The following is a 25,033-nucleotide window of genomic DNA, read 5'->3' on the forward strand; positions in this document are numbered from 1 at the left end:
CTACCTCGGGGCGACACGAGCGCCCTCTCGCACGGTGTCCCCTGGGTGGAGGATGACGCGCTCGCCGGGGCGCAGCCCTTCCTCCACGATGACCTCCAGGCCATTGTCCTCTCCCACGCGCACGGTGCGCGCGCGGGCGCGGCCGTCCTCCACGACGAACACGGCCCAGGTGTCCCCCTGGCGGAAGAGGGCGCCCTCGGGAACCTTCACCACGTCCGCGGTGCGCTGGACTCCGATGCGCGCCTCCACGCGGTAGCCGTCTCCCAGCGTGCGCCAGGTTTCCGGCGGAGAGGTGAAGTCGATGAGCACGTCCACGCGCTGCTCCTCCACGCCCAGCGCGGACACCTTCGTCACGGCCGAGGGCTCTACCCGCCGCACCCGGCCCCGAAGCTCCGTCCGGCCCCCCCAGTCAAGCAGCTCCACCTCCTGCCCCGGCCGCACGTGCACCGCCTCCGTGGTGAGCAGGTCCACCACCACCTCCAGCGCCTCCGGGTTGCCCAGCTCGAAGAGGGGCTCGCCCGAGGCGACGAAGCCCGCGCTCTCCTTGAAGACCCGCAGCACCGCGCCCCGGATGGGCGAGCGCAGCTCCCAGCCTCCACTCCCGCTGCCCCCCACCCCCGGGCCTCCGCCGAGCATCGCGCGAGCCTGCTCCAGCTCGTGTGCCGCCTGGTGCTCCCCGGCCCGTGCCGCTTCCAGCTCCCGCGCCGCCTCCCGCAGCTTCAGCTCCGCGCGCTCCAACTCGCGGGCAGTCACCGCCCCCTGGCGCTCCAGCACCCGCGCGCGACTCACCTCCGACAGCGCGAAGCGATGCCCCGCCTCCGCCCGGGACAGCGCGGCCCGTGCCTGCTCCCGAGCCGCTTCCGCCGCGCCCACGCGGGCCTCCAGCGCCGTCCGCGTGCGCACGTCCTGCAAGGGAGGGACGAGGGGATGGATGATGGCCAGCAGCGTGCCCGGCTCCACCGCGTCACCCGCCTTCACCCGGCTGCGGTCCAGCATGCCCGTGAGGGGCGCGTTGACGGCGTAGCGCTCACGCACGCGCGTCCTGCCATCCTCTTCCACCGCCCGCACGAACTCCCCCCGCGTCACCTCGGCCACCTCCACTCGCGCCGGGGACGGGCGCAGCAGCAGCGCCAGCGCCAGTACGCCCAGTGCCAGCAGCCCGAACCCCACGCGTCGATTCCAGGGCCGCATGTTCACTCCCGCGTCTTGAGCACCGCGACCAGGTCCAGCCGGTCCAGCCGCCGCCGTACGAGCAGCGCGCTCAGCCCGCCCGCCACCGCCACCGCCACCCCGGTGAAGGCGTAGGTGCCCGGAGCGATGACCAGGGGGATACGCATTGTCTCCGGCCCCATGACGGTGAGGGCGAGGGCGGCCAGCCCGTAGCCGAAGGCGAGTCCCAGGGGGATTCCGGCTACGAGCACCACCGCCAGCTCGCCCAGCAGCACCGTCGAGATTTCCCGCCGAGTGAAGCCGAGCACTCGCAGGCTGGCCAACTCCCGCTCCTTCTCCGCCACCAGCAGGCGCGCTCCGTTGTAGACGACACCCACGACGATGACCGAGCCGAAGGCGGTGAGGATGCCGCTGAAGACGAGCAGCACGCGGAAGAACGTCTCGTGAAGGGTGTCCACCAACGCGCGCTTGAGCGTCACCCCCGCCACGGTGGGCAGCTCCTCCAGCCGGGCGTACAACGTCCGCTCGTGGCGCGGATCCACCGTGAGCAGCGCCACGGAGAGGGCGGGGCCCTCACCCAGCAGCCGGTGCAGGGCACCCGTGTCCATGTACGCCGCGAACCCCAGCGGCTCGTCCACTACACCGGCCACCCGTACGGAGCGCTCGCGGCGGTTGCCCTCCAGCACCTCCACCCGCAGCACGTCCCCCGCGCGTGCGCCGAGCCGTGTGGCCAGCCGCTCCGACAACAGCACGCCTTCGGAAGGCAGCGGCACGCGGCGCAGTCGGGCGTCCAACAGCGGGTGCAGCCGCGAGTCGCGCGGCAGCCCGAGCAACTCCACCCGGCGGGAGCGGCTCCCGGCGCGCAGCGCGACGGGCACCGCGCGCATGCCCTCCACGGTGCGCACTCCTGGCAGGTGCCGCAGCTCCCTCGCGGCGCGCTCCGAGACGGGCCGGTTGAAGGTGACGGTGGCGTCCTCCCGCTGCACTTCGGAGAACTGCACGTCCACGAGGTGGCCCAGCGCGTCCCGCCAGAAAGCGCCGGCCAGGACGATGCCGGTGGCCGCCGCCACGCCCACCACGGAGAGCGCCGAGCGCAGCGGCCGCCGCGCCAGGCTTCGCGCCACCATGCGCGCCTGCGCCGAGGCCAGCCGGCTGACGGCCGCGTGCTCGAGCGCCGAGGGACGGAAGGAGGGAGGCGCCTCGGGCCGCATGGCCTCGGCGGGGGCCAGCCGCGCCACCCGCCGCACCGAGGTGAGTGTCCCCAGCGCCGCCGCCACCAGCGCCACGGCCGCCGCCGCGAGGGGAATCCAGGGCCGCAGCCGGTAGAGCGTCTCCGGGAAGCGGAAGAAGCCCGCGTACATCTCCGCCCAGGCCTTCCCCAGCCACGCGCCGAGGGCGATGCCCAGGAGCACGCCCGCGAGGGTGGTGGCGCCCACCCACTCCAGGTAGTGCAGCGCCAGCCGCGTGTCGCCGTAGCCAAGCGCCTTCAGCGTGCCGATGCGCGTGCGCTCCGTCTGCACGAGCCGGCTCACCACCACGTTGAGGAGGAAGGCGGCGACGCCCAGGAAGATGGCGGGCAGCAGGGTGGCCTCGGTGCGAAGTTCCTCCAATTCGTCGCTGACGAAGCGGTGCGAGGGCTGCTCGTCGCGCCCGTACGCGCCCCGTCCGCCGTAGGGCGCCAGCAGTACGTCCAGCCGCTCCAGCACCGCCGCTCGCGAGGCCCCTGGCGCGAGCGCCACCGCCACGTCGTTGAAGCCGCCCTTCATGTCCAGCGCGGCGGCCAGGGCGTCACGTTCCATCCACAGCACGCCGAAGTGCAGGTCGTCGGGGAGGACGGCCCCCGGGCGCATGGCGGCGATGTATTCGGGGGACATGCCCAGCCCCACCACCCGCAGCCGCTGGCGCCTGCCGTTGAGCAGCGCGACGAGCGTGTCCCCGAGCACGAGCCGGTGCGCGGTGGCGAAGGGCTCGCCCACCACCACCTCGTCGGAGCGGCCCGGGGCGGGAAGCCGTCCCTGGCGGAGCGAGAGGCCGTTGAGGCCCGGTGCGCCTTCGCGGGGCAGCGACACGAAGCGCCCCTCGGCCGGCTCACGCGCTCCCTCCACGTCCAGCGAGACGTCCTCGACGATGCGCGCCTCCACCGCGGCCACGCCGGGGATTCGCGCCAGCCGCTCCACCAGCGGTTCGGGGGCGCGCGTCAGCGAGGCGAACACGTCCGCGAAGCGCAGGCGCGCATAGTACGCGTGGCGGTTCTCCGACAGCGAGTCGTGGGTGCTGAGGGCGGCGACGAAGATGGCCACCCCGCTCGCCACCACCAGCCCGATGCTGAGGGCCTGCCCCCGCAGGCGGTCGAGGTCCCTCAGCAGCTTCCGCTCCAGGGCCCTCACCAGCTCAGCTCCTCCGGGCCGAGCCGCCGCGCCGGCCGCTCCTCGGACACCAGCCGTCCGTCCGCCATGCGGAGCACCCGGTCCGCCATGCCGCCAATGGCTGCGTTGTGGGTGATGATGACGGTGGTGGTGCCCAGCTCCGTGTTGACGCGTGAGAGCGTCTCCAGCACCCGCTTGCCCGTGGTGTAGTCGAGGGCGCCGGTGGGCTCGTCACACAGGAGCAGGTCCGGCCGCTTCGCCACCGCGCGGGCAATGGCCACCCGTTGCTGCTCTCCGCCCGAGAGCTGCGAGGGGAAGTGGTCCATCCGCTGCTCCAGCCCCACCCGCGCCAGCGCCTCCTCCGGGGTGAGGGGGTGCTCGGAGATTTCCGTCACCAGCGCCACGTTCTCGCGCGCGGTGAGGCTGGGGATGAGGTTGTAGAACTGGAAGACGAAGCCCACGTGCTCGCGGCGGTAGCGCGTCAGCTCGCGCTCGTCGGCGCGGCCCAGGTCATGGTCGCGGTAGGTGAGCTCCCCCGACGTGGGCACGTCCAGCCCGCCCAGGATGTTGACCAGCGTGGACTTGCCGCTGCCCGAAGGGCCCAGCAGCACGACAAGCTCGCCGTCGGCGAGGTCCAGGTCCACGCCCCGCAGTGCGTGCACCTCCACCTCGCCCGTGCGGTAGACCTTGGTGAGGCCACGCGCCACGAGCACGGCCTTGTCGGAGCCGGAGCCCATGCGGGGAAACATGTCCACTCGGGCAGGCACCCGCGTCCTCCCTCCAGGGCAGGCCGGTGTCGCCAGGGTGGCAGGCGGGGGCTCCCGTGCCCGGCGGTGGCGGGCATCCGGGAGATGGAGGCCAGGGGGCCCGTGCACAGGTTCTCCGGTAGGGCCTCGGTCTCAGGAGGAGCCCACCATGACCACCGCCGCTCCCTCTCCCGCGCCACACCACTTCGGTGGCCGTGTCGTCGTCGGACTCGGCTTCATCGCGCTCGGGGTGCTGTTCCTGCTCTCCCAGCTCGGCATCGGCGACCTGGGCTGGCTCATCGGCACCTGGTGGCCCATGGTCCTCGTCGTCATCGCCATCGGCAACCTCGTGTCGAGCGGCGGCAGGAGCTTCGGCGCACTCATCCTGCTCGTCATCGGCGTGGCGCTGCAGGTCGACCAGCTCGACTGGTTCGGCGTGGACGTCTGGTCGCTCGCCTGGCCGCTCCTCATCCTCGTCATCGGAATCCGCCTGCTCGCCGAGCCGCGCGGGCGCCCGAGACCGACGAGCGTCCACGTGTCATCCCTCGCGAGGTCCACCGTGGCGGGGGATCGGCTCTCGCTCGCCAGTGTCATGGCGGGCCGCGACGAGCGCGTCGTGTCGAAGTCCTGGACCGGCGGTGAGGTCACCGCCGTCATGGGGGCCGCGGAGCTCCACCTGTCCGACGCGGCCCCCGTGGAGGAGGGGGCCCACCTCCGGGCCACCGCCGTCCTGGGCGGCATCGACATCTTCGTGCCGCGCCACTGGGAGGTCGCCCTCCATGGCACGCCGCTGCTCGGCGGCATCGAGGACAGCCGCCACCCGGAAGTGCCCCAGGCCGGCCAGCCGCGTCCCAGGCTCACCATCGACGCGACGGCCGTCCTGGGCGGCATCGAAATCAAGGACGAGTGAGCGCCGCCGCTTCCAGGGGCATCTCAGTGGAGGTCCTCGTCGCATTCGTCCGAGGGCCGGAAGGGCAGGGCGTACAGCTCGCGGCCGCGGCTGCCGTCGTCCGCGGTGAAGAAGACATCCCAGCCGGACTGGATGAAGCCCCGGGGGGAAGAGGAGAGGGTGCCCGGCGCGATTTCGCGCAGCGGCACGGTGCCCTCGGGTGTGCCGTCACTCACCCAGGGCTCTCGGCCGCGCCCCCGCGTCTCCGCGCTGAAGAAGAGGTAGCCGTCGACGACGGTCAGCGCCTCCGGCGCGGAGCTGAGCACGCCGGGTGCCAGGTCCTTGAAGAGGACGGTGCCCGCGTCCGTGCCGTCGCTCACCCACAGCTCGCGCCCGTGTGTGGCGTCCTCCGCCGTGAAGAAGAGGCGGCCCTTGAAGGCCGTCAGCTCCAGGGGCTGCGAGCCGAGGTCCTTCACCAGCACCGTCCCCGCCACCGTTCCATCGCTCTTCAGCAGCTCGGTCCCCGAGCGGTAGCGAAAGAAGATGCCGCGCCCCACCGCCGTCAGCTCGGCGAGGTCCCGCGTGGACTCCTCCGTGAGGGTGACGGTGCCCTCGCGCGTTCCGTCCGTCCTGCGCAGCGAGTCCTCGCCCTCGTCGCTGCCGATGTAGAAGAGCACGTCATCTCCCACGGGCGTCAGCTCCCGGATGTTGTCGGGGCCGCTGTCCAGGCTGAAGGTGCCTCCCGGCGTGCCGTCGCTCCGCCACAGCGCGATGAAGTCGTCCTCGTCCTCGTCGGCGGTGAAGAAGAACAGGTCGTCGCTCAGAGCCGTCAGGTTGCGAGGGTTGGTGTCGATGGGCTCGCCCGAGGAGTGCGTGCCTGGAGTGAGGTCCACCAGCAGCCGGGTGCCGCCCGTCGTCCCATCACTGCGCCACAGCTCGTCCCCGTGTACCCCGTCATTGGCGGCGAAGTAGAGGCGGCCGTCGAAGGCGAGCAGGGCCCTGGGGCCGGAGCCCTCGGCGCCCGGGCGGATGTCCTTCACGCGACGGGTGCCGTCGCGGGTGCCGTCGCTCTTCCAGAGCTCGCGCCCGAACCTGCCGTCATCCGCCGCGAAGAAAACCTCGTCGTGCAGCCGGGTGAGGTCCGAGGGCGCCGAGCTGGCCGCGCCCGGGAAGATGTCGCGGACCCGGTAGGTGCCCTCGCCGCCGGTGCCGGTGCTCGCCCACAGCTCGCGGCCGCGGATTCCGTCATCCGCGGTGAAGAAGAGGAGCCGGTCCCCCCGCGTCAGCTCCATCGGGTCCGAACCCGTCGGCCCGCGCCAGATGTCTCTCAGCAGATACGAACGGGCGCCGCAGGGGCGCAGGGGGGACTCTCGCTGCTCGGACACGGTGCCCGCCGTACCGTCACCCGGTGGCATCTCCAGCTCGGTGGACATGGGACCACAGCCGGCGAGGAGTGCCAGCGACAAGGGAAGCCGCTTCCAGGTACGCATTGCGTTGCTCCTTGGCGGGCGGACGCGACGGATGCCCTTTCCACCCGGTGGAGACGCAATCTGGGAAGCGCGCCGCCCGCGAACAGATGCGCTCGGGTCGCAGCGGCGCGGGCGCGGGAGGACGTTCGGGCCATCCTCGCGGGCACGTCCTCGAGACGCGAAAGCGGGAGCGTTGGCGATGCCGGCGAGATGGCGCTCACGGCCTCGGAGAAGCCGGAGCGCTACGGCTCCCTCGCACGGTGTCTCAGTAGGTCAGCCACTTCTTGGTCGTGACGGTGTGCACGGCGGCGATGCGCTTCTCCACTTCCTTCGCCTGCTGGCAGCGCGGGCACTTCGGTACCTGCTCGTCATGCTGCTTGACGCTCATGATTTCGGTGAAGGGCTCCTTGCACTTGCGGCAGAAGTATTCGTAGACGGGCATGACGTTCCCCCTGAAGCTCGAGTGATCTTCCTGGAATACGGTGCGGCTCGCCGGCGGCACATGCCAGGCCGCTGGCGGCCGGGCCCGTCCCCTCGCTCAAGCCTTGACCTTGCCCTGTTTCTTCTCGCCGCCCAGGGTGATGCGCTTCGCCTGCACCTCGGGCCGTTTGGGGAGCATCAGGGAGAGGACACCGTCCTTCAGCTCCGCCTGGATGTGGTCGCTGTCCACGCCCTCGGGCAGGGAGAAGGAGCGGCTGAAGCTGCCGTGCCTGCGCTCATAGGTGTAGTAGCGCTCGCCCTCCTCGCGCTTCTCCTCCTCGCGCTTGCCGCTCACCGTGAGCTGGTTGCCGGTGAGGGAGATTTCCACGTCCTCCTCCTTCACCCCCGGCACGTCAGCCTTGAAGATGTAGCCGTCCTTCGTCTCCTTGACGTCGAAGTCCGGGGCGAGCGTCCACTCCTCGCCTCCGGGCGCCATGGCACGAAGGCGTGCCAGCGGCTCCATCTGCATCCACTCACGCATCCGCTCGAAGGGGTCCCACGTCACTTCACCCCGCGACAGGTCACGCGAACGTTGGATGGGAAAGCGAGCCATGATTCGTCTCCTTGCCGGCCCGGTTGCCGCACGGCATGTACGGCATGACACCGGCACGAGGAAGGATGGGGAGGCGGGTCCCGGGAGCAAGGCAAGCCCAGGCGCGGGGCCCGGGGCCCGGCTCCCGGGCTGCTCACACGGTGGCGCTCGGAGCGCGAAGCCCCGGCCGTTGAGCGCTCCGGGCGGCGAAGGACTCCGCGCGGCCCTTGATGCCGAGCAGCATCTTCCGCTCCAGGACGAAGTGCGCGGGCCCCAGGAAGAAGGCGAGGAGCGGACTGCCCGGCCTCCAACGGAACGACGAACGGACGCGGGAGACGAGGCGGGTGGACCCGTTGGTGGGGTAGAGCCCGAGAGACCAGCTCACCTGGGCCTCGCCCACGGGCGCCTCCGGACGCTCGCCGATGACGAGCGAGGCGAAGGGCTCTACCGCGCGCACCGGCAGGTGGCGGCCCCGGCCCGCGGGGATGGACTCCCCGGCCTCCAGGCCCTGGAACTCGGGCAGCAGGTGCTCCACCGTGGTGGTGCTCAGCCCGGTGAGCCGCTCGAACCACTCGTAGCTGTAGAAGCCGCCGCGCCCCATGCCGAGCTGCACCAGCCAGGGCCAGATGGCGTCGGGCCGGGCGTGGATGGTGATGGCGCGGTTGGAGACGTAGGTGGGCCGCGCTACCAGCTCGTCGCCGGGCATGGGGCGGGCGAGCTCCTCGTCGCTCGCGCCCCACCGCATGTGCCAGGGCTTCGCGACGAGGTAGTAGCCCGCCAGTGCCCCGGTCCCCAGGGTGGCCAGGGGGGCGAGTGCGCCGATGCCGCGGGTGCGTCTCATGTCGTGCTCCTCCGCATGGGTGTGGAGGTTGGGCGCGCGCCGGAGGGGCGCAAGGGGCCCCGGAGTCCTCACGGATGGATGGCGACCTTGATGACGCCGTCCCGGCGCTGGCCGAAGAGCTCGTACGCCTCGCGGATGTCCTTCAGCGCGAAGCGGTGGGTCAGCAGGGGTGTGAGGTCCACGCGTCCGGTCTGGACCATGGCCATGAGCCGCCGCATGCGCTCCTTGCCACCCGGGCACAGGGTGGTGACGATGCGCTGGTCCCCCAGCCCCGCCGCGAAGGCGTCATAGGGGAGCTGCAGCTTGCCGGAGTACACGCCCAGGCTGGAGAGCGTGCCCCCGGGCCGCAGGCACCGGAGCGCGCTCTCGAAGGTCTGCTGCGTCCCCAGCGCCTCGATGGCCACGTCGGCGCCGCCTCCGGTGAGCCGCTTCACCTCGGCCACCACGTCCCGGCCCCGGAAGTCGAGCGCCACGTCCACTCCCATCCTGCGCGCCATGGCCAGCCGTGCGTCGTCTCCGTCGACGCCGATGACACGCGCGGCGCCCATCAGCCTGGCGCCAATGGACGCGCACAGTCCGATGGGGCCCTGGGCGAAGACGACCACCGTGTCGCCGATGCGCACACCGCCCGACTCCGCGCCGCTGAAGCCCGTGGAGGCGATGTCCGCCAGCAGCACCGTCTGTTCGTCGGTGAGGCCGTCGGGAATGAGCGCCAGGTTGGCCTGCGCATCCGGGATGCGCACGTACTCGGCCTGCGCGCCGTGCAGGGTGTTGCCCAGCCGCCATCCGCCCAGGGCCTCGTACCCGCCGCCATGCCCGCACTGGGACAGGTGGCCGGAGAGGCACGCCTGGCATTGGCCGCACGGGGTGATGGCGCCCACCAGCACACGCTCGCCCTTCCGGTAGCCGGTGACACCGGGGCCGAGCTCCTCGATGACGCCCACCATCTCGTGGCCGATGATGAGCCCCGGCTTCACGGGATATTCCCCGCGGACGATGTGCAGGTCCGTCCCGCAGATGGTCGTCAGGGTGACGCGGACGACCGCCTCCCCCGCACCCGCGTGGGGCTGCTCGACGTCCTCGAGCCCGAACTGGTTGACGCCGCGGAACACCGTCGCTCGCATGGGCTTCCTCCCAACATCTCAAGCTCGGGTGGCCCGCCGCCGCGTGCAACCAGACCCGTGGCCGTGGGTCCCGGAGGCCCCGGTGCGAGTACGGCCCTGCCTCGGAGCCTCCGGCTGCCCGCTCGCGTCATGGCGTGAGCTTCGGGTCGCCGGGCAGGGATGCCCGGGCCCCGCGCTTCGCATGCCATCCGGAGGCCCGAACGCCCCCTCCACAAAAAACGCGGAGCACACATGATTTGAAGGAACCGTCGGGGGAACTCCGCGATGTCCGAGCCTGGTGGCCGCAATCCCGACTTTGGGGCCATCTTCGAGTCCGCCCCGGAGCCCTTCCTCGTCCTCGCTCCCGACCCGCCGCGCTTCACCATCATCGCGGTGAACGATGCGTACCTCCGGGTGACGATGACGCGCCGTCACGAAATCATGGGCCGCGGGCTGTTCGAGGTCTTCCCGGACAATCCCACCGAGCCGGGAGCCACCGGCGTGCGCAACCTCCGGGCCTCGCTCGAACGGGTGCTTCGCGACCGCGCGCCGGATGCCCTGGACACGCAGAAGTACGACATTCCCAGCGCGGAGGGCGGGTTCGAGGAGCGTTACTGGAGCCCGGTGAATGCACCGGTGCTGGGGCCACACGGTGAGGTCACCTGCATCATCCACTGCACCGAGGACGTGACGCGGCTCGTCCGCCTCCAGCAGCGGGAGCGGGACGAGCTGCGCGCCCGGGCCGAGGTCGCCGAGGAGCGTGTCACCCGGATCCTCGAGCGCATCACCGACGCGTTCTGCTCCCTGGACACGGACTGGCGCTTCACCTACGTGAATGCGGGCGCGATGCGGCTCATCTCCTCGCAGGGAAGCAAGGGGCCCGTGCTCGGCAGGTCCATCTGGGATGTGCTCCCGGCGCTGAAGGGCACGCGCTTCGAGCACGAATACCTCCGGGCCCGGCTGGAGCAACAGGCCGTCCACTTCGAGGAGCGCTATCCACCCACCGATGCCTGGTTCGCGGTCCACGCCTACCCTTCGCCGGACGGGCTCTCCATCTTCTTCCGGGACGTGACGGAGAGACGGCGCGCCGAGAGGCGGCTGCGGACGCTCGAGTCGGTGGTGACCACCGCCAACGATGCCATCGTCATCACCGAGCCGGGCCCGCTGGATGAGCCGGGCCCGCGAGTCGTCTATGTCAACGAGGGCTTCACCCGGATGACGGGGTACACGGCGGAGGAGATCCTCGGCCGGACACCGCGCACGATGCAGGGGCCGGACACGGACCGCACGGCGACGGCCCGGATCCGCGCCGCGCTGGAGCGCTGGGAGCCTGTCCGGGTCGAGCTCCTCAACTACAAGAAGGACGGAACCCCCTTCTGGGTGGATGTCAGCATCGTCCCCGTGATGGACGCGGAGGGCTCGCTGGCGCACTGGGCCGCCGTGCAGCGCGACATGACCGAGCGCAAGGCAGCCGAGGCGACCGCGCTCCGCCTCGCCCGTGAGGAGGCCGCGCGCACCCAGGCGGAAGCGTCCGAGCGGAAGCTCCGCGAGAGCGAGCGCCGCTACCGGGCCCTCTTCGACAACAGCATGGATGGCATCCTCCTGACGGCACCGGATGGGCGCATCGTCAAGGCGAACCGCGCCTGCACGGAGATGCTGGGCTACACCGAGGAGGAGCTGCGGGGATTGGCGCGGGAGGACCTGACCGACCCTTCCGACCCGCGGCTCCAGGCGGCCATCGAGGAGCGCTGCCGGAGCGGGCGGTTCCGTGGTGAGCTCACGATGAAGCGCAAGGACGGCACTCGCTTCCCGGTGGAGGTCTCGTCGGCGCTCTTCCGCGACGAGCAGGGGGCGGAGTGGGCGAGCATGTTCATCCGCGACATCTCCCACCGCAAGGCGGTGGAGACGGAGCGGGAGCGGCTGCTGGGTGAGCTCGATGCGGACATCACGAAGCTGAAGGAGGCCGAGGAGGCGCTGATCCGCGCCGTGCGCCTACGGGACGACATCCTGGGCATCGTCGCCCACGACCTCCGGAACCCGCTGAACGCAATCCTCCTGCACATCCAGTTCCTTCTCCGGATGGGCGGGCCGCTCGAGCCCCGGCGGCAGCAGGCCGTCGAGGCCGTCGAACGCAACGCGAAGCGGATGAGCCGGCTCATCCAGGACCTGCTGGACATCGCGCGGCTGGAGGCGGGGGCGTTCTCCATCCAGCGGGAGCGTGTCGCCACGAAGCAGCTCGTCTCCGAGGTCTGCGAGAGCCAGCAGGCCATCGCCTCGGCGGAAGCCGTGGACCTTCAGCTCGACATCCGGGGAGAGCCGCCGGAGCCGTGGGGCGACAGGGAGCGGCTCGTCCAGGTGCTGGAGAACCTCATCGGCAACGCGGTCAAGTTCAGCCGGCCGGGAGGACACATCCGGGTCGGTGCCGCGGCCAGGGCCGGCGAGGTCCTCTTCTGGGTGGCCGACGACGGCCCTGGCATTCCGGCCGAGCACCTTCCCCGCCTCTTCGACCGGTTCTGGCAGGCCAGCCGGACGGACAAGCGTGGAGCGGGGCTCGGGCTCGCCATCGTCAAGGGCATCGTCGAGTCACATGGGGGGCGTGTCTGGGTCGAGAGCCAGGTCGGGGTCGGCTCGACGTTCTTCTTCACGATACCGGCCGCGCGCCCGGCCGAGGCCGGGGTGGGCGACACGTGGTAGGCCGCCTCCTCACGCCTGTTCCCGGAAGAAGCGCTTCTTCGCCTGCTCCGCGGCCACGACGTAGAGGCCGGTGATGGCGAGGACCACCAGGAGCAGCGTGCCGGGAGGATGGACGAAGCCGAGCGCGCCCGAGAGCGGGAGGAAGGGCACGAGGAACGTGAGCACGGCGACGGCGACGGTGGAGACGAGCAGGAAGGTGCCAGGGCGGCTGCGATGGAGGGGCCGGCGCGTGCGCACCACCAGCGCGATGACCAGCTCCGTCAGCAGCGACTCGATGAACCAGCCCGTGCGGAACAGCTCGGGGCCGGCCTGGAAGAGCTTCAGGAGCGCGCCGAAGGTGAGGAAGTCGAAGACGGAGCTGAGCAGGCCGAAGGCCACCATGAACTTCCCGATGAAGCGCATGTTCCAGCGCCGGGGCCTGTCCATCAGCTCGGGGTCGACGCTGTCGCCGGCCAGCCCCACGGCGGGGATGTCGGAGAGGAAGTTGTTGAGGAGGATCTGCCCCGCGAGGAGCGGGAGGAAGGGCAGGAACAGCGAGGCGACCGCCATGCTGACCATGTTGCCGAGGTTGGCGCTCATCGTGGTGAGGATGTACTTGAGCGTGTTGGCGAACGTCCTGCGCCCCGCGTCGATGCCGCGCCGGACGACGTCCAGGTGGCGATGGAGGAGGACGAAGTCCGCGGCCTCCCGGGCCACGTCCGCGGCCTGGTCGACGGAGATGCTCGCATCGGCCGCGTGCATGGCCGGGGCGTCGTTCACCCCGTCCCCCAGGAAGCCCACCACGTGCCCCTTCTTCTTCAGGGCGAGGATGATGCGCTCCTTCTGGGTGGGGTCCACCTCGACGAAGAGCTCCGCCAGCTCGGCCTGGTGCCACAGCGCCTCGTCCGTCAGTTGGTGGAGCTGCGCGCCCGTGAGCACCCGTGAGGTGCCCAGGCCCACCTGGCGGGCCACGTGCTCCGCCACCTGCCGGCTGTCGCCGGTGATGAGCTTGATGTCCACCCCCATCCGGGACAGCTCGAGGATGGCCTCGCGCACGCCCTCCTTGGGCCGGTCCGTGAAGGCCAGGAACCCCATGAAGGTGAGCTCACGCTCCTCCTCGCGCGCGTAGCGCTCCCGGGGCTCGATGGAGCGGGTGGCGAGGGCCAGGACGCGGATGCCCTCCCGGCTCCACGCCTCGAAGCGGCGCTGGAGCCCTTCCCGGAGCGGCGCATCCAGGGGAGCCCCACCGGCGACCCGGGTACAGGACTCCAGCACCTGCGCGAAGGCCCCCTTGGTGATGAGCCGGACGTCCTCGCCCTGGCGGGCGATGACCGACAGGCGCTTGCGGACGAAGTCGTAGGGAATCTCACCGAGCTTCTCGGCGGACTCCGGCGCGGGCCGCCGTGCCCGGAGGATGGCCTCGTCCAGCGGATTCGACAGGCCGGACTGGAGCGCGGCGTTGAGGGCCGCCAGCGCGAGCACGTCCTCGGACCGCCGGCCCTCGGCGTCATGGGCGCCTTCGAGGTTGACGACGCCCTCCGTCAGCGTCCCTGTCTTGTCGGTGCACAACACGTCCATGCTGCCCAGGTTCTCGATGGCGCTGAGCCTGCGCACGAGGACGCCCCGCGCGGCCATGGTCTGCGAGCCGACGGCGAGATTCACGTTGAGGATGGCCGGCAGCAGCTCCGGGCTGAGCCCCACCGCGAGGGCCAGGGAGAAGAGGAGCGTCTCCACGGGAGGCCGCTCCAGCAGGACGTTGGCGGCGACGACGACCAGCACCATCACCACCATCGTGGTGAGGAGGACGTAGCCGAATCGCCGGATGCCCCGGTCGAACTCCGTCTCGGGTGCGCGCAGGGACAGCCGCCCGGCGATGGCGCCGAAGGCCGTGTCGCGCCCGGTCGTGGCAACGAGACACCTGCCGGTGCCGCTGCGCACGTGGGTGCCGCGGAAGACACAGTTGCCGCGCTGGGCCAGCGCCGCCTCGGGCGTGGCGCTCCCCGGCCGCTTCTCCACGGGGAAGCTCTCGCCCGTCAGCACCGCCTGGCTGACGAACAGGTCCGTCGCCTCCAGCACCCGCGCGTCCGCGGGCACCACGCTCCCGGCCGACAGCAGCACGACATCACCCGGGACGATGTCCGGCAGCGGCATGGAGCATTCCCGCCCGCCCCGGAGGACCCTCACCATGGTGGTGATGCGCTCCCGCAGCTTCGCGACAGCGGCCTGGGCCTTGTACTCGCGTGAATAGCCGAGCACCACGCTGCCAAGGACGATGGCCACGACGATGACCGCATCGGTCCAGTCCCCGGTGAACGCGGAGATGACCGCCGCGACGAGCAGGAGGAGGACCAGGGGGCTCTTCATCTGCTGCCAGATGACACCGAGGCGGGACAGCCGCCGGGACTCCTCCAGCTCGTTCGAGCCGTACCGCTCCAGCCGCTGTGCGGCTTCTTCCTCCGAGAGCCCGTCAGGCGTCGTGTGCAGGGCGTCGAGAAGGGCCTGGGGAGGAAGGGCCCAGTACGCTTCGAGGACCGGAGTCCGGGCCGCCGCCCGTTGCTCCCGGAGCTCGTTCCGGGAGAGCAGCAGGCCCGGCACGAGGGGGAGATAGAAGCTGAAGCCCCGGAACAGGATGGTCGACGAGAGCGCCGCTTCCAGGGAGACGCCCATGAGATTCAGCAGGCCGATGGAGGCGGCCTCGAATGTCCCGAGCCCTCCGGGGATGACGCCCAGCGTCCGGGCCAGGGTGGACAGCATGAAGGCGGTGAAGACTCCCGTGGGCGGCGCGTCCACGCCCACCGAGCGCAGGAGGGCCCAGAGCGTCCCCGCGTCGAGCAGGTGGATGATGAAGTTGAAGCCCGTCGCCTCGGTCAGCACGCGCGGGTGGTGCGCGAGCCCGGGCGGGGCCTCGGAGAGGGCCTTGAGGAGCGTCCTCGCGCCGGGAACCCGGGTGAAGGCTCGCGGCGGATGGCCGGGCCCGTCTCCCCGGGACAGGCGCAGGAGGAAGGCGATGAGCGCGGCGCTGAGCACGATGAGCACCGCCGTGGCGAGCCACACCAGCACCCGCGCATCCCCGAGCCAGCTCGCCAAGCCGAGGGCGAGCAGGAGCGCGAGGATCTGCGCGGTGTAGTTGGTCATGGTCTCCACGACGACGCAGGCCATCGTCGGGCCCCTGCCGACGCCGCGCCGTTCCAGGCCGTGGACGATGAGCGCCGCGCCACTGATGCCGGCGGTAGGGAGTGCCTGGTCGATGAAGAGCTTCGCGACGCTCAGCGAGTAGAGGGCGCCCAGGGGGACGTGGACGCGGGCCCTCGTCAGCACGGAGTGCCACACCGCGGACTGGGACAGGTAGGTGGCCGCCTGGAGCAGCGCGGCGAGCAACAGCCAGGCGGGTTCCGAGCGCTTCAGCAGGAGCGCGAACTCACGTTGTTCCGACCAGCGCGCCGCGACCAGGATGACCGCCGCCAGCAGGGCCAGTCCGAAGCCCCACCTCCGCCAGTTCAGCCGAGCCGGCACGCCGGGCAAGCCCACCGCTTTCGCACCTCCTTCCGGAGCGCTGCCCGGCAGGTGCCGGGCGCGGTCGTCAACGGCCAGCGGCACGGCTCCAGCGCCGCGAGCGCATGGCCTCGCGCACGCGCCGCTCGGCGATTGCCACCGCGGCCTGCCGGGGGAGGGTGCCGGTGCGCCGCGACTCCTCCACCACCACACGGGTGTTGTGGCGGATCTTCTCGTCGATGGCCTCGAAGGCCGCGCGGCGGGAGCCGCCGTGGTACTCGGTGACGGCGCAGATGACGCCGCCGGCGTTGGCGATGAAGTCCGGCAGGAGCAGCACGCCGCGCTGGTGCAGGGCCTTCTCCGCCTCGGGCGTGCAGGGGATGTTGGCGCCCGGGGCCACCAGCTTCGCCTTCAGCCGTCCCACGTTGTCCGCGCGGAGCACGTCCGGCCGGGCCGCCGGAATCCAGACGTCGCACTCCACGTCCACCACCGCGTCCCGGTCCAGCTTCCGCCCGCGAGGGTACTCCGACACGCTCCGGCCCTCCTCCTTGAGCGCGAGCAGTGTGGCCACGTCCAGTCCCTCCGGGTCCACCACCGTGCCGCCCAGGTCGCAGGCCCCCACCAGCACCGCGCCCTTCTCCGCCAGCACCCGCGCCGCGTGTCTACCCACCGCGCCGAACCCTTGCACCACCACCCGGGCGCCCTTCAGCTCCAGGCCGATGAAGGTGCGCGCCACGTCGATGGCCGAGGCCAGCCCGAAGCCCGTGGCGCCCAGCGTGTCGAGGGGGATTCCGCCAAGCACCTCGGGCAGCCCCACCACGCGCCCGATTTCGTCGTGAATCCAGCCCATGCACTGCTCGTCCGTGCCCATGTCCGGACCGGGGATGTAGTCGGTCAGCCCTCGGATGGCGGTGGCGAAGGCGCGGAGGAGCTGCTCCTTCTGAGCGGGAGGCATCCCCGGGTCCGCGGCGATGACCGCCTTGCCGCCCCCATGCGGCAGCCCGGCGGCGGAGTTCTTGAAGGTCATCGCGCGAGCCAGCCGGAAGCACTCCTCGGTGCTGACGTCCGGCGCCATCCGCACTCCGCCCACCGCCGGGCCGCACGCCACGTTGTCCACCACCACCGTGGCCTTCAGCCCCACCGAGGGTTGGTGCAGGTGGAGAATCTGGTACGGCCCGAGCTCATCGGCGAAGCGGGTGATTTCCATCATCGGCCTGACTCCTGCGTCGGAAGGGAGGACTGTGTCCCCGGCGCGGCGAGCCGCCGCGCGAGGTAGTCCACGAAGCCGTCGAGCGTGGCGAGCCGCCCGTAGTCCTCCTCGGGGATGGAGACGCCGAGGACGCGGTCCACCTCGACGATGCACTGGAGGAAGTCGAATGAGTCGATGTCGAGCTGCTCGCGCAGCGGCTCATCCGGACGGAGGGTGGAGGGGGCCAGCTCGGGGGCCACGGTGGACAGCGCGTCCAGCACGGTCTTCTTCAGCGCGTCGCGGTTCATAGCTTCTCCGGCTCCAGCAAGAGGCGCTCCACGTGCGAGAGGAAGGCGGCGCCCCGGTGGCCATCGCTCGCGCGGTGGTCCGCCGCGAGGCTGACGGTGACGAGGGGGCGCGGCACGCACCGGCCCTCCACCACCCACGGGGCCTCGCGCACCGAGCCGAAGCCCACGATTGCCACCTGCGGCGGGAAGATGACGCCCAGCACGCGGTCCGCGCCCGGGTCGCCCAGGCTGGTGACGGTGAGCGTCGAGTCCGCCAGCTCCGAGCTGCGCAGCGTGCCGCGCCGCGCGCGCTGGATGAGGTCGCCCAGCTCGCGCATCAGCGTGCCCAGGGGCTTGTCCGGCACGTCGTGCAGCGCCGGCACCACGATGCCACCCTGGCGTAGCGATACCACCATTCCCACGTGCACCGCCTTCGCGGGCCGGAAGGCGCCGTCCACCCAGGTGCCGTTGAGCTCGGGGAACTCCCGCGCCGAGAGCCCCACCGCCTTGAGGTAGAGCACCGCGGGCAGCAGCCGCTCCGTGACCGGACGGGCCGCGTTCTGCTCGCGCAGCCAGTCCATGGCCCGGCCCACGTCCACGCGCGTGTCCAGGTAGTAGTGGGGAATCTCCCGCTTCGAGCGGGACATGGCCGCGGCGATGGCCTGCCGCATCGCCTGCTGGCGGGCCTCGGGCGTGGGGGCGGGCGGGGGCGTGGGAGCTTCGGGTGCTCGTGGAGCCCGTGCCTGGGCGGCGCGCTCCACGTCCGCCAAGGTGAGCGCGCCCCCGGGGCCCGTACCGGTGAGGACCGACAGGTCTACACCGAGCCGGGTTGCCGCGGCCCTCGCGGCGGGCGAGGCACGGGGCCGGTGCGCTCCTGGCGGGGGGGCTTCCACGCGCCTCGCGGGTGCGCCGGCCGTCAGAGGAGCGGCGGTGGGAGGCTGGACGGTCGCGGCCGTGGGGGCTGCCACGGAGGGCGCCGGAGCCTGGCCCACGCCCCGCACGCGCGCGAGCACCGCGCCCACCGGCACCTTCCGTCCGGGCTCCACGAGCAGCGCCTCGACGGTGCCGTCCTCGAAGATCTCCACCTCGATGGTGCCCTTCTGCGTCTCCACCACCGCGACGATGTCGCCCCGCTTCACCACGTCGCCGGGCTTCACCTTCCACTCCACCAGCGTCCCGTCCTCCATGTCCGCCCCCAGCGAGGGCATGCGGAACTCACCCACGGCCGCCTCCCAGGACGCGCCGCACCGCCTCGATGATGCGGTCCGGCTGAGGCAGCGCCGCGTCCTCCAGGTGCTTGGGGTAGGGAATGGGCACCTCCTCCGTGCACACGCGCAGCACGGGCGCGTCCAGCTCGTAGAAGACGTTCTCGGTAATCCGGGCGGAGATTTCGGCGGACAGGCTGCCGGTGCGCCAGCCCTCGTCGACGATGACGGCGTGCCGGGTGCGCGCCACCGAGCCCAGCACCGTGTCGTCGTCCAGCGGCCGCAGCGAGCGCAGGTCCACCACCTCCGCCTCCACGCCCTCGCGCGCCAGCGCCTCGGCCGCCGCGAGCGTCTTGAAGAGGCTGCCCCCATAGGTGATGAGCGACACGTCCCGGCCCGGCCGCCGGATGGCCGCGTGCTCGATGTCCACCGGGCCCGCGTCCCCGGGCAGCTCGCCCTCCATGGCGTACAGGAGCGCGTGCTCGAAGATGAGGACCGGGTCCGGTTCCTGGAGCGCGCTCCACAACATGCCGCGCACGTCCTCCAGCGTGGCCGGGGCGAGGATGCGCAGGCCCGGAATGTGCGCGAACCAGCCCTCGAAGCTGTGTGAGTGCTGTGCGGCCACCTGCCGCCCCGCGCCCGTGGCCAACCGCACGACGAGCGGCACGCTGAGCTGCCCGCCGGACATGTGCCGCAGCGTGGCCGCGTTGTTCACCAACTGGTCCAGCGCGAGCAGCCCGAAGTTCACCGTCATGATTTCGACGATGGGCTTCATCCCTCCGAGCGCCGCGCCGATGCCCGCGCCCACGAAGGCGGACTCGGACAGGGGCGTGTCGCGCACGCGCTCGGGGCCGAACTCGGCGAGGCAGCCCTTGCTCACCGCGTAGCACCCGCCGTAGGCGCCCACGTCCTCGCCCATGAGGAAGGCGCGCGCATCGTGCTGGAGCGCCTCGCGCACGGCGGCGCGGGCGGCCTCCCGGTACGTCAGCTTCACCCGGCCCCCGCGCTCGCCCGGCGCGGGCGAGGGAGGCACGGGCCGGGGCGTCCCGGGCGGGGCGGTGTACACGTCACGCGTGAGGGACTCCAGCGGCTCCAGCGTGCCGGCCTCGGCGAAGGCGAGCGCGTCTTCCACCTCGGCCTCCACTTCGCGCTCCAGGCGCTCGAGGTCTCCCGGGAGCAGCAGCCCCGCATCCCGCATGCGCGAGATGAAGCCGAGGATGGGGTCGCGCTGCTTCCACTGCTCCACCTCGCGCCGGTCGCGGTACAGCTCCGCGTCGTACATGGAGTGGGCGCGGAAGCGGTACGTGCGCAGCTCGATGAAGGAAGGGCCTTTCCCTTCGCGCGCCCGCCGGGCCGCGCGCCGCACCGCGTCCGCCACCGCCAGCGCGTTCATGCCGTCCACGGCCTCGGAGGGCAACCCGTAGGCCGCCGCCTTCGCCGAGAGGTCCGGCTGCGCCTCGTGCCGGGACAGCGCGGTGCCCATGGCGTAGAGGTTGTTCTCGCAGACGAAGAGCACCGGCAGCTTCCACAAGGTGGCCAGGTTGAGCGACTCGTGGAACTCGCCCTCCGCCACCGCGCCGTCCCCGAAGATGGCGGCCGTCACCCGGGAGCTGTGCTGGAGCTGCTCCGCGAGCGCGAGCCCCACCGCGAGCGGCAGCCCTCCGGCGACAATCGCGTTGCCGCCGAAGAAGCGCCGGGACGCGTCGAAGAGGTGCATGGAGCCGCCGCGCCCTCCGCTGCAGCCCTCCCGCCGCCCGTACATCTCCGCCATGATGGCGCGCGCCGGAACGCCACGTGCGAGCGCGTGCCCGTGCTCGCGGTAGTGCGAGACGATGGAGTCGTCCGGCTCCAGCGCGCGCAGCGCTCCCACCGCGCACGCCTCCTCGCCGATGTAGAGGTGCAGGAAGCCGCGAATCTTCCCCGCGCTGTAGGCCTGGGCGCTCGCCTCCTCGAAGCGGCGGATGAGCTGCATCTGCCGCAACCAGGAGAGCGCCTCCTCGCGGGCGAGCGGGAAGGACGAAGCGGGAACGGCGGTGCTCACGCCGGGGCCTCCAGCGTGGAGGTGTCACCCTCGGGCAGACCCAGCTCGCGGGCCTTGAGGAGCCGGCGCATGATCTTCCCCGAGCGCGTGCGCGGCAGCGTGGGAAGGAAGTCCAGCTCCTTGGGGGCCACCACGGCGCCCAGCCGGGTGCGCGCATGGGCGAGCAGCTCGCGGCGCAGCGCCTCGCCAGGGGTGAAGCCGTCCTTGAGGGAGACGAAGGCCTTCACCACCTCACCGATGGTGGGCTCGGGCCGGCCGATGACGCCCGCCTCGGCCACGGCGGGGTGCTCCAGCAGCACGCTCTCCACCTCGAAGGGGCCGATGAGGTGGCCCATGGACTTGATGACGTCGTCCGCGCGGCCGACGAACCAGAAGTAGCCGTCCGCATCCCGGCGCGCCAGGTCTCCGCTGAGGTACCAGCCAGAGGCGAAGCACTTGCGGTAGCGCTCGTCCTCGTGGAGGTAGCCGCGGAACATGGAGGGCCAGCCGGGCCGCAGCGCCAGCTCTCCCTCGACGCCGGGCCGGGAGACTTCCTCCACGCCACCGTCGGGCAGGCGCCGGACGATGGCCGCCTCCACGCCCGGCAGGGGCCGTCCCATGGAGCCCGGCTTCACGTCCATGGCGGCGTAGTTGGAGACCATGATGCCGCCCGTCTCCGTCTGCCACCAGTTGTCATGGATGGGCAGGCCCAGTGCGCGCTGCCCCCAGAGGACGGCCTCGGGGTTGAGGGGTTCGCCCACGCTGGCGATGAAGCGCAGCGCGGACAGGTCGAAGCGGCGGGGCAGGGCGTCGCCCGCCTTCATCAGCATCCGCACCGCGGTGGGCGCGGTGTACCAGACGGTGACGCGCTCCTCCGCGAGCAGTCCGTACCAGCGCTCGGCATCGAAGTCTGCCTCGTCCACCACGCTGGAGAGGCCGTGCGTCAGTGGGGAGATGATGCCGTAGGAGGTGCCCGTCACCCAGCCGGGGTCCGCCGTGCACCAGAAGATGTCCTCCGGGTGCAAATCCAGCGCGAGCGCTCCGGTGACGTGGTGGGCCAGCACCGCGCGGTGGACGTGGATGGCGCCCTTGGGTCTGCCGGTGGTGCCGCTGGTGAAGTGCAGCAACGCCATGTCCTCGGGGGACGTGGTCTGAATCTCGTAGCGCTCGCTGGCGCGCGCCAGCAGGGCGTGGAAGTCCAGCGTGTCGGACTCGCCGCCGCCGTCCACCAGCAGCACGAAGGTCAGGCCCGGCAGCGAGGCGCGCAGCGGGGCCACCTTCTTGCGGTAGAGGGCCGACGTCGTCACCAGCACCCGGGCATCGCCGAGCTGGAGGCGGGCGCGGATGGGCTCGGGGCCGAAGGCGGAGAAGAGCGGGCAGTAGACGGCGCGGTGCTTCAGCGTGCCGAGCGCGGTGACGTACAGCTCGGGGATGCGTCCGAGCAGGGAGAAGACGCGCTCGCCCGCGTGGACGCCCAGGCCCGCGAGCGCGTGGGCGAAGCGATGGGTGGCGGCGGAGAGCTCGGCGTAGGTGAGGTCCTTGCGCTCGCCCCGCTTGCCCCGCCAGCGCAGCGCCGTCTTCGCGCCCCGGCCTTCCAGCACGTGCCGGTCCACCGCTTCGTGGGCGATGTTGAGGCCGCGTCCGCCCGGCAGGCCCGCCAGCTCGCGCTCGGCGGCTTCCCAGGAGAAGCGGGCACGTGCATCCTCGTAGTCCCGGAGGTTGGGCGCGACGCGCCACGCCGCGGGGGATTTCACGAGTACCTGTGCGTCCACGGTGCAACCTCCGGGTAGCGAACTGAGGTAGCGCGCGGGGGTTGGGCGGGCACCCCGGCCGGGAAGGCAGGGGCGGCGTTCACCCGGGGCCAGATTCCTGCCCTCAAGGCGGACTCCCTGGACTGGGACGCGCGCACCTCATGCGGGCAGCCGGGCCCTGTCCGGCGCCTCGATGCGCACCGGTCCCGTCTCATCCGTGTAGCAGAGCACGAGGTAGACGAGCGCGAAGGGGACGGTGAGGACGAGCAGCACGGCCGTCACGCCGCCCACGGAAGCGAGCAGCACGATGACGAGCCAGTTGAGGAGGTAGGCCACCCAATCATGCCGCTGCCGGAAGAGGCGGCCGCTCTGCTCCAGCGCGTCGCTCACCTTGCGTCCATCGGCCGCGAGCATCGGCGCATGGAACCAGTAGAGCGACAGGAGCACCCCGGGGATGATGAGCAGCGCGTAGCCGATGAGGATGGGAATCCCCATGGCCAGGGCCAGCCCCCAGCTCCTCGCGAAGTTGCCCGGCCGGTCATAGGTCGCCTGCCAGCGCACCGTCCGGCCCGTGCGCGCGCACTCCAGCGTCTCCTGGAGCAGGTTGAGCGCGAACCAGGGCCCGGGAATGACGAGGGCGCCTCCGACGACCACGAGCAGGCCGCCGAGCAGCAGCCCTCCGGCGTTCGATTGGAAGAACTCCCACGCGCGCTTCGCACGCTGGTCAATCTGGTCGTCCATCATCGGTCCGCACCTCCCGGGGGCTTCACGCATGACGCCCCCGCGACCTTCAAGGTGGGGAGCCCTCAGGCCCACGTCCAGGTCGCGTGGCATGGCCCGGAAGGAGGCGGTCCGATGCGGGGCATTCCTCGAGCGAGCGCGCCTGCCGCCGCCCGCGTCAGCGGCTCGCGAGCAGCTCGGCGAGGGGACGGTGCTCCTCCAGCCGCCGGATGGCATCCGCCAGCAGCGGTGCGAGGCTCACCACCTGGTGGGAGAAGGGCACCTGCGCGGGGGGAGGCACGCTATCGGTGGTGACAAGCATCCGTACCCCGATCTCCGCGAGCCGTGGGAGTGCCTCGCCGACGAGCAGCCCGTGTGACGCCACCACCGTCACCTCCGGTCCGCTGCCCGCCTCGCGGAGCGCGCGCACGGCGGCCACCACCGTGCCGCCCGTGGAAATCATGTCGTCCACCACGATGGGACTGCGCCCGCGCACGTCGCCAATCACCGCGCGCACCGCCACCTCCGAGCCGCTCAGCCGGCTCTTGTGCACCACGGCCATCGACAACCCGAGACGGGTGCCGAACGCCTCCGCGAGCTTCACCGCGCCGAGGTCCGGGGCGATGAGGATGGACTCCGGCCGCACCCGGGGACGCACCGCCTCCGTCAGGAGGGACACGGCCGTGAGGTGCTCCAGCGGCGCCGCGAAGCTGCCCTCGATGGCCCGGCTGTGCAGGTCCACCGCGAGCATGCGCGTGAGCCGGCCGGTGCCCAGCGCCTCGGCGACGACGCGGGCGCCCAGGGGCTGTCCCTCGCGCTGGCGCCGGTCCTGCCGCGCGTAGCCGAAGTACGGCACGACGGCCGAGACGGCCCGGGCGCCGGCCCGCCAGCAGGCATCACAGAGCAGGAGCAGTTCGAGCAGGCGCTCGCCCACGGGCGCGCAGGTGGACTGCACCACGTAGGCGTTGGCGCCTCGCACGGATGAGCGCAGCTCCACTTCGAGCTCTCCGTCCGGGAAGGGCCGTACCGAGCACGAGGCCGGCGTCACGCCGAGTGCATCGGCCACCGCGCGGCCGAGCGCCGGACAGGCGGTTCCCACCACCAGGGCGATGTCCATGGTCCCCTCCTGGGCCACGGCGCGCGGTTCGCGCGTCCCCATGAAGCTGGGGACGGCTCACGCTACCGGCCACGGGCGCTCCGCCCTGGGAGCGAGCGGGCCTGGCCGTCAGTAGTCCCAGCGGTACACCTCCAGTTCCTTCACGTCGTAGCGGTTCGCTCCGCTCATGCTCAGGCCGAAGTACTGGTACGTCTGGTCCGACGTGAAGGAGTGGACGTGTGTGCCGCCACCGGCCCCCGTGCGGGAGGAGAGCGCCACCCAGGAGCTCATGCCGGGCGTCCACCCCATCAGCGTGTAACTGGAGGGCACGTAGCTGCCCCACTTCACGACGACGCGGCGAACGGCCTCCGCCTGGCCCAGGTTGACGTTGAGCCACACCGTGTCCGCGGTGCTGGTGTGGTACGCCGAGCGCCAGGCGCTGCGATAGTCCTCCAGGTGGTAGGCGCCATTGCCATCCACCGCGGCGGCGGGCGCGCTGATGCCGGTGTTCTCCGAGTCGCTCGCGTTGGCCTCCTTGCCGAAGGCGAGGTTGGGGTTGGAGTCCAGGTCGAGCGAGCTGCTCAAGTCGTTCACGATTTCGAAGTCGACGATGAGGTTCTCCGTCTCCGGCTTCGTGCTGCCCAGCGCCTGCTTCACGCCGGGGGTGACGTCAATCCAGCAGCCCAGCGGCTTGTAGGGGGAGGCCGCGCGGCCTCCGAGCGCGGCGTCACTGAGGATGCTGTCCGCGGGCCCGGAGTCCTGGAGCGTGGCGAGCACGCTGCGGCCGTAGCCCGCGTGGCCTGGATGGCGGTTGGTGATGCGGACCTGCGTGCCCCACTTCAGCGAGCGGGTGCTACTGGTGCGCAGGTCCGAATACGTCGCGGTGACACCAGCCAGGTTGACGAGGGTGCTGTTGGCGGCGTTGTAGCTGTTGACGCGCACGTCTGCTGATGGGCGAGCAAGCCGGCTGGTTGATGGGCATCCGTCAGGAGCAGGCGGGCCGT

Annotated in this window: 19 protein-coding genes; 2 read left to right on the forward strand and 17 right to left on the reverse strand. The window is 71.7% G+C overall.

Annotated features, from left to right (window positions below; translation table 11 throughout):
* Genes K8638_RS27790 through K8638_RS27800 form a run of 3 tightly spaced genes read right to left on the reverse strand, consistent with a single transcriptional unit; the run spans position 1 to position 4,285 of the window.
* Positions 1 to 1,191: an efflux RND transporter periplasmic adaptor subunit gene (locus tag K8638_RS27790; protein WP_223757660.1), complete on the reverse strand. Its 1,191-nt coding sequence runs from the start codon at positions 1,189 to 1,191 to the stop codon at positions 1 to 3.
* Positions 1,192 to 1,193: 2 nt separating this feature from the next.
* Positions 1,194 to 3,557, reverse strand: coding sequence for an ABC transporter permease (locus tag K8638_RS27795; protein ID WP_223757661.1), 2,364 nt, complete (start codon positions 3,555 to 3,557; stop codon positions 1,194 to 1,196).
* On the reverse strand, positions 3,554 to 4,285 hold the full coding sequence (locus tag K8638_RS27800) for an ABC transporter ATP-binding protein (protein ID WP_223757662.1): 732 nt from the start codon (positions 4,283 to 4,285) through the stop codon (positions 3,554 to 3,556). The genes K8638_RS27795 and K8638_RS27800 overlap by 4 nt, the downstream gene beginning before the upstream one ends.
* Positions 4,286 to 4,451: 166 nt before the next feature.
* On the opposite strand from K8638_RS27800, the gene K8638_RS27805 reads away from it, so the two are divergent.
* Positions 4,452 to 5,192, forward strand: coding sequence for a LiaI-LiaF-like domain-containing protein (locus K8638_RS27805; RefSeq protein ID WP_223757663.1), 741 nt, complete (start codon positions 4,452 to 4,454; stop codon positions 5,190 to 5,192).
* A 23-nt stretch (positions 5,193 to 5,215) separates the two neighbouring features.
* Here K8638_RS27805 and K8638_RS27810 read toward each other — a convergent pair whose 3' ends face one another.
* The 5 genes from K8638_RS27810 to K8638_RS27830 all read right to left on the reverse strand — a co-directional run bounded on the left by K8638_RS27810 (position 5,216) and on the right by K8638_RS27830 (position 9,617).
* Complete coding sequence (locus K8638_RS27810) at positions 5,216 to 6,661, reverse strand: ELWxxDGT repeat protein (RefSeq protein WP_223757664.1); 1,446 nt, start codon at positions 6,659 to 6,661, stop codon at positions 5,216 to 5,218.
* Positions 6,662 to 6,905: 244 nt separating this feature from the next.
* Positions 6,906 to 7,082 carry an FmdB family zinc ribbon protein gene (locus K8638_RS27815; protein WP_223757665.1) on the reverse strand — a complete coding sequence of 59 codons (177 nt, stop codon included), beginning with the start codon at positions 7,080 to 7,082 and terminating at the stop codon, positions 6,906 to 6,908.
* 96 nt (positions 7,083 to 7,178) lie between these two features.
* Positions 7,179 to 7,673 carry an Hsp20/alpha crystallin family protein gene (locus tag K8638_RS27820; protein ID WP_223757666.1) on the reverse strand — a complete coding sequence of 165 codons (495 nt, stop codon included), beginning with the start codon at positions 7,671 to 7,673 and terminating at the stop codon, positions 7,179 to 7,181.
* Positions 7,674 to 7,806: 133 nt separating this feature from the next.
* Positions 7,807 to 8,493 carry a hypothetical protein gene (locus tag K8638_RS27825; RefSeq protein ID WP_223757667.1) on the reverse strand — a complete coding sequence of 229 codons (687 nt, stop codon included), beginning with the start codon at positions 8,491 to 8,493 and terminating at the stop codon, positions 7,807 to 7,809.
* Between the two features lie 68 nt (positions 8,494 to 8,561).
* Complete coding sequence (locus K8638_RS27830; protein ID WP_223757668.1) at positions 8,562 to 9,617, reverse strand: alcohol dehydrogenase catalytic domain-containing protein; 1,056 nt, start codon at positions 9,615 to 9,617, stop codon at positions 8,562 to 8,564.
* Between the two features lie 264 nt (positions 9,618 to 9,881).
* Between K8638_RS27830 and K8638_RS27835 the strand changes: the two genes are divergently transcribed.
* Positions 9,882 to 12,290 (forward strand): PAS domain S-box protein, encoded by a 2,409-nt coding sequence (locus K8638_RS27835; protein ID WP_223757669.1) that lies wholly within the window; start codon positions 9,882 to 9,884, stop codon positions 12,288 to 12,290.
* A 9-nt stretch (positions 12,291 to 12,299) separates the two neighbouring features.
* Here the strand turns inward: K8638_RS27835 and mgtA are convergent, their stop codons facing one another.
* From mgtA to K8638_RS27880, 9 genes are all read right to left on the reverse strand, one after another.
* Complete coding sequence (gene mgtA / locus K8638_RS27840) at positions 12,300 to 15,866, reverse strand: magnesium-translocating P-type ATPase (protein ID WP_223757670.1); 3,567 nt, start codon at positions 15,864 to 15,866, stop codon at positions 12,300 to 12,302.
* A complete protein-coding gene (locus K8638_RS27845; RefSeq protein WP_223757671.1) occupies positions 15,850 to 16,971 on the reverse strand; it encodes a Glu/Leu/Phe/Val dehydrogenase in 1,122 nt (373 codons plus the stop codon). Before K8638_RS27845 ends, mgtA begins: the two co-directional genes overlap by 17 nt.
* The gene (locus tag K8638_RS27850; RefSeq protein WP_223757672.1) at positions 16,968 to 17,258 is read right to left on the reverse strand and encodes an acyl carrier protein; all 291 of its coding nucleotides are present in this window, start codon (positions 17,256 to 17,258) and stop codon (positions 16,968 to 16,970) included. Before K8638_RS27850 ends, K8638_RS27845 begins: the two co-directional genes overlap by 4 nt.
* Positions 17,255 to 18,460 (reverse strand): dihydrolipoamide acetyltransferase family protein, encoded by a 1,206-nt coding sequence (locus K8638_RS27855; protein ID WP_223757673.1) that lies wholly within the window; start codon positions 18,458 to 18,460, stop codon positions 17,255 to 17,257. The genes K8638_RS27850 and K8638_RS27855 overlap by 4 nt, the downstream gene beginning before the upstream one ends.
* The gene (pdhA, locus tag K8638_RS45320) at positions 18,453 to 20,483 is read right to left on the reverse strand and encodes a pyruvate dehydrogenase (acetyl-transferring) E1 component subunit alpha (RefSeq protein ID WP_223757674.1); all 2,031 of its coding nucleotides are present in this window, start codon (positions 20,481 to 20,483) and stop codon (positions 18,453 to 18,455) included. Before pdhA ends, K8638_RS27855 begins: the two co-directional genes overlap by 8 nt.
* Complete coding sequence (acsA, locus tag K8638_RS27865; RefSeq protein WP_223757675.1) at positions 20,480 to 22,234, reverse strand: acetate--CoA ligase; 1,755 nt, start codon at positions 22,232 to 22,234, stop codon at positions 20,480 to 20,482. Before acsA ends, pdhA begins: the two co-directional genes overlap by 4 nt.
* A gap of 138 nt (positions 22,235 to 22,372) precedes the next feature.
* Positions 22,373 to 22,957, reverse strand: a complete 585-nt coding sequence (locus K8638_RS27870) for a hypothetical protein (RefSeq protein WP_223757676.1) — start codon at positions 22,955 to 22,957, stop codon at positions 22,373 to 22,375.
* Positions 22,958 to 23,111: 154 nt separating this feature from the next.
* Positions 23,112 to 24,050 carry a ribose-phosphate pyrophosphokinase gene (locus K8638_RS27875; RefSeq protein WP_223757677.1) on the reverse strand — a complete coding sequence of 313 codons (939 nt, stop codon included), beginning with the start codon at positions 24,048 to 24,050 and terminating at the stop codon, positions 23,112 to 23,114.
* A gap of 108 nt (positions 24,051 to 24,158) precedes the next feature.
* Positions 24,159 to 25,033 (reverse strand): discoidin domain-containing protein (locus K8638_RS27880; RefSeq protein WP_223757678.1); only part of this gene is annotated, 875 nt, incomplete at its 5' end.

The organism is Myxococcus sp. RHSTA-1-4, assembly GCF_020037125.1.
Classification (GTDB): domain Bacteria; phylum Myxococcota; class Myxococcia; order Myxococcales; family Myxococcaceae; genus Myxococcus.

Coding starts and splice junctions, on each gene's coding strand:
- K8638_RS27790 (WP_223757660.1), bottom strand. CDS start 1,191: ATGCGGCCCTGGAATCGACGCGTGGGGTTCGGGCTGCTGGCACTGGGC.
- K8638_RS27800 (WP_223757662.1), bottom strand. CDS start 4,285: ATGTTTCCCCGCATGGGCTCCGGCTCCGACAAGGCCGTGCTCGTGGCG.
- K8638_RS27805 (WP_223757663.1), top strand. CDS start 4,452: ATGACCACCGCCGCTCCCTCTCCCGCGCCACACCACTTCGGTGGCCGT.
- K8638_RS27810 (WP_223757664.1), bottom strand. CDS start 6,661: ATGCGTACCTGGAAGCGGCTTCCCTTGTCGCTGGCACTCCTCGCCGGC.
- K8638_RS27815 (WP_223757665.1), bottom strand. CDS start 7,082: ATGCCCGTCTACGAATACTTCTGCCGCAAGTGCAAGGAGCCCTTCACC.
- K8638_RS27820 (WP_223757666.1), bottom strand. CDS start 7,673: ATGGCTCGCTTTCCCATCCAACGTTCGCGTGACCTGTCGCGGGGTGAA.
- K8638_RS27825 (WP_223757667.1), bottom strand. CDS start 8,493: ATGAGACGCACCCGCGGCATCGGCGCACTCGCCCCCCTGGCCACCCTG.
- K8638_RS27830 (WP_223757668.1), bottom strand. CDS start 9,617: ATGCGAGCGACGGTGTTCCGCGGCGTCAACCAGTTCGGGCTCGAGGAC.
- K8638_RS27835 (WP_223757669.1), top strand. CDS start 9,882: ATGTCCGAGCCTGGTGGCCGCAATCCCGACTTTGGGGCCATCTTCGAG.
- K8638_RS27845 (WP_223757671.1), bottom strand. CDS start 16,971: ATGATGGAAATCACCCGCTTCGCCGATGAGCTCGGGCCGTACCAGATT.
- K8638_RS27850 (WP_223757672.1), bottom strand. CDS start 17,258: ATGAACCGCGACGCGCTGAAGAAGACCGTGCTGGACGCGCTGTCCACC.
- K8638_RS27870 (WP_223757676.1), bottom strand. CDS start 22,957: ATGATGGACGACCAGATTGACCAGCGTGCGAAGCGCGCGTGGGAGTTC.
- K8638_RS27875 (WP_223757677.1), bottom strand. CDS start 24,050: ATGGACATCGCCCTGGTGGTGGGAACCGCCTGTCCGGCGCTCGGCCGC.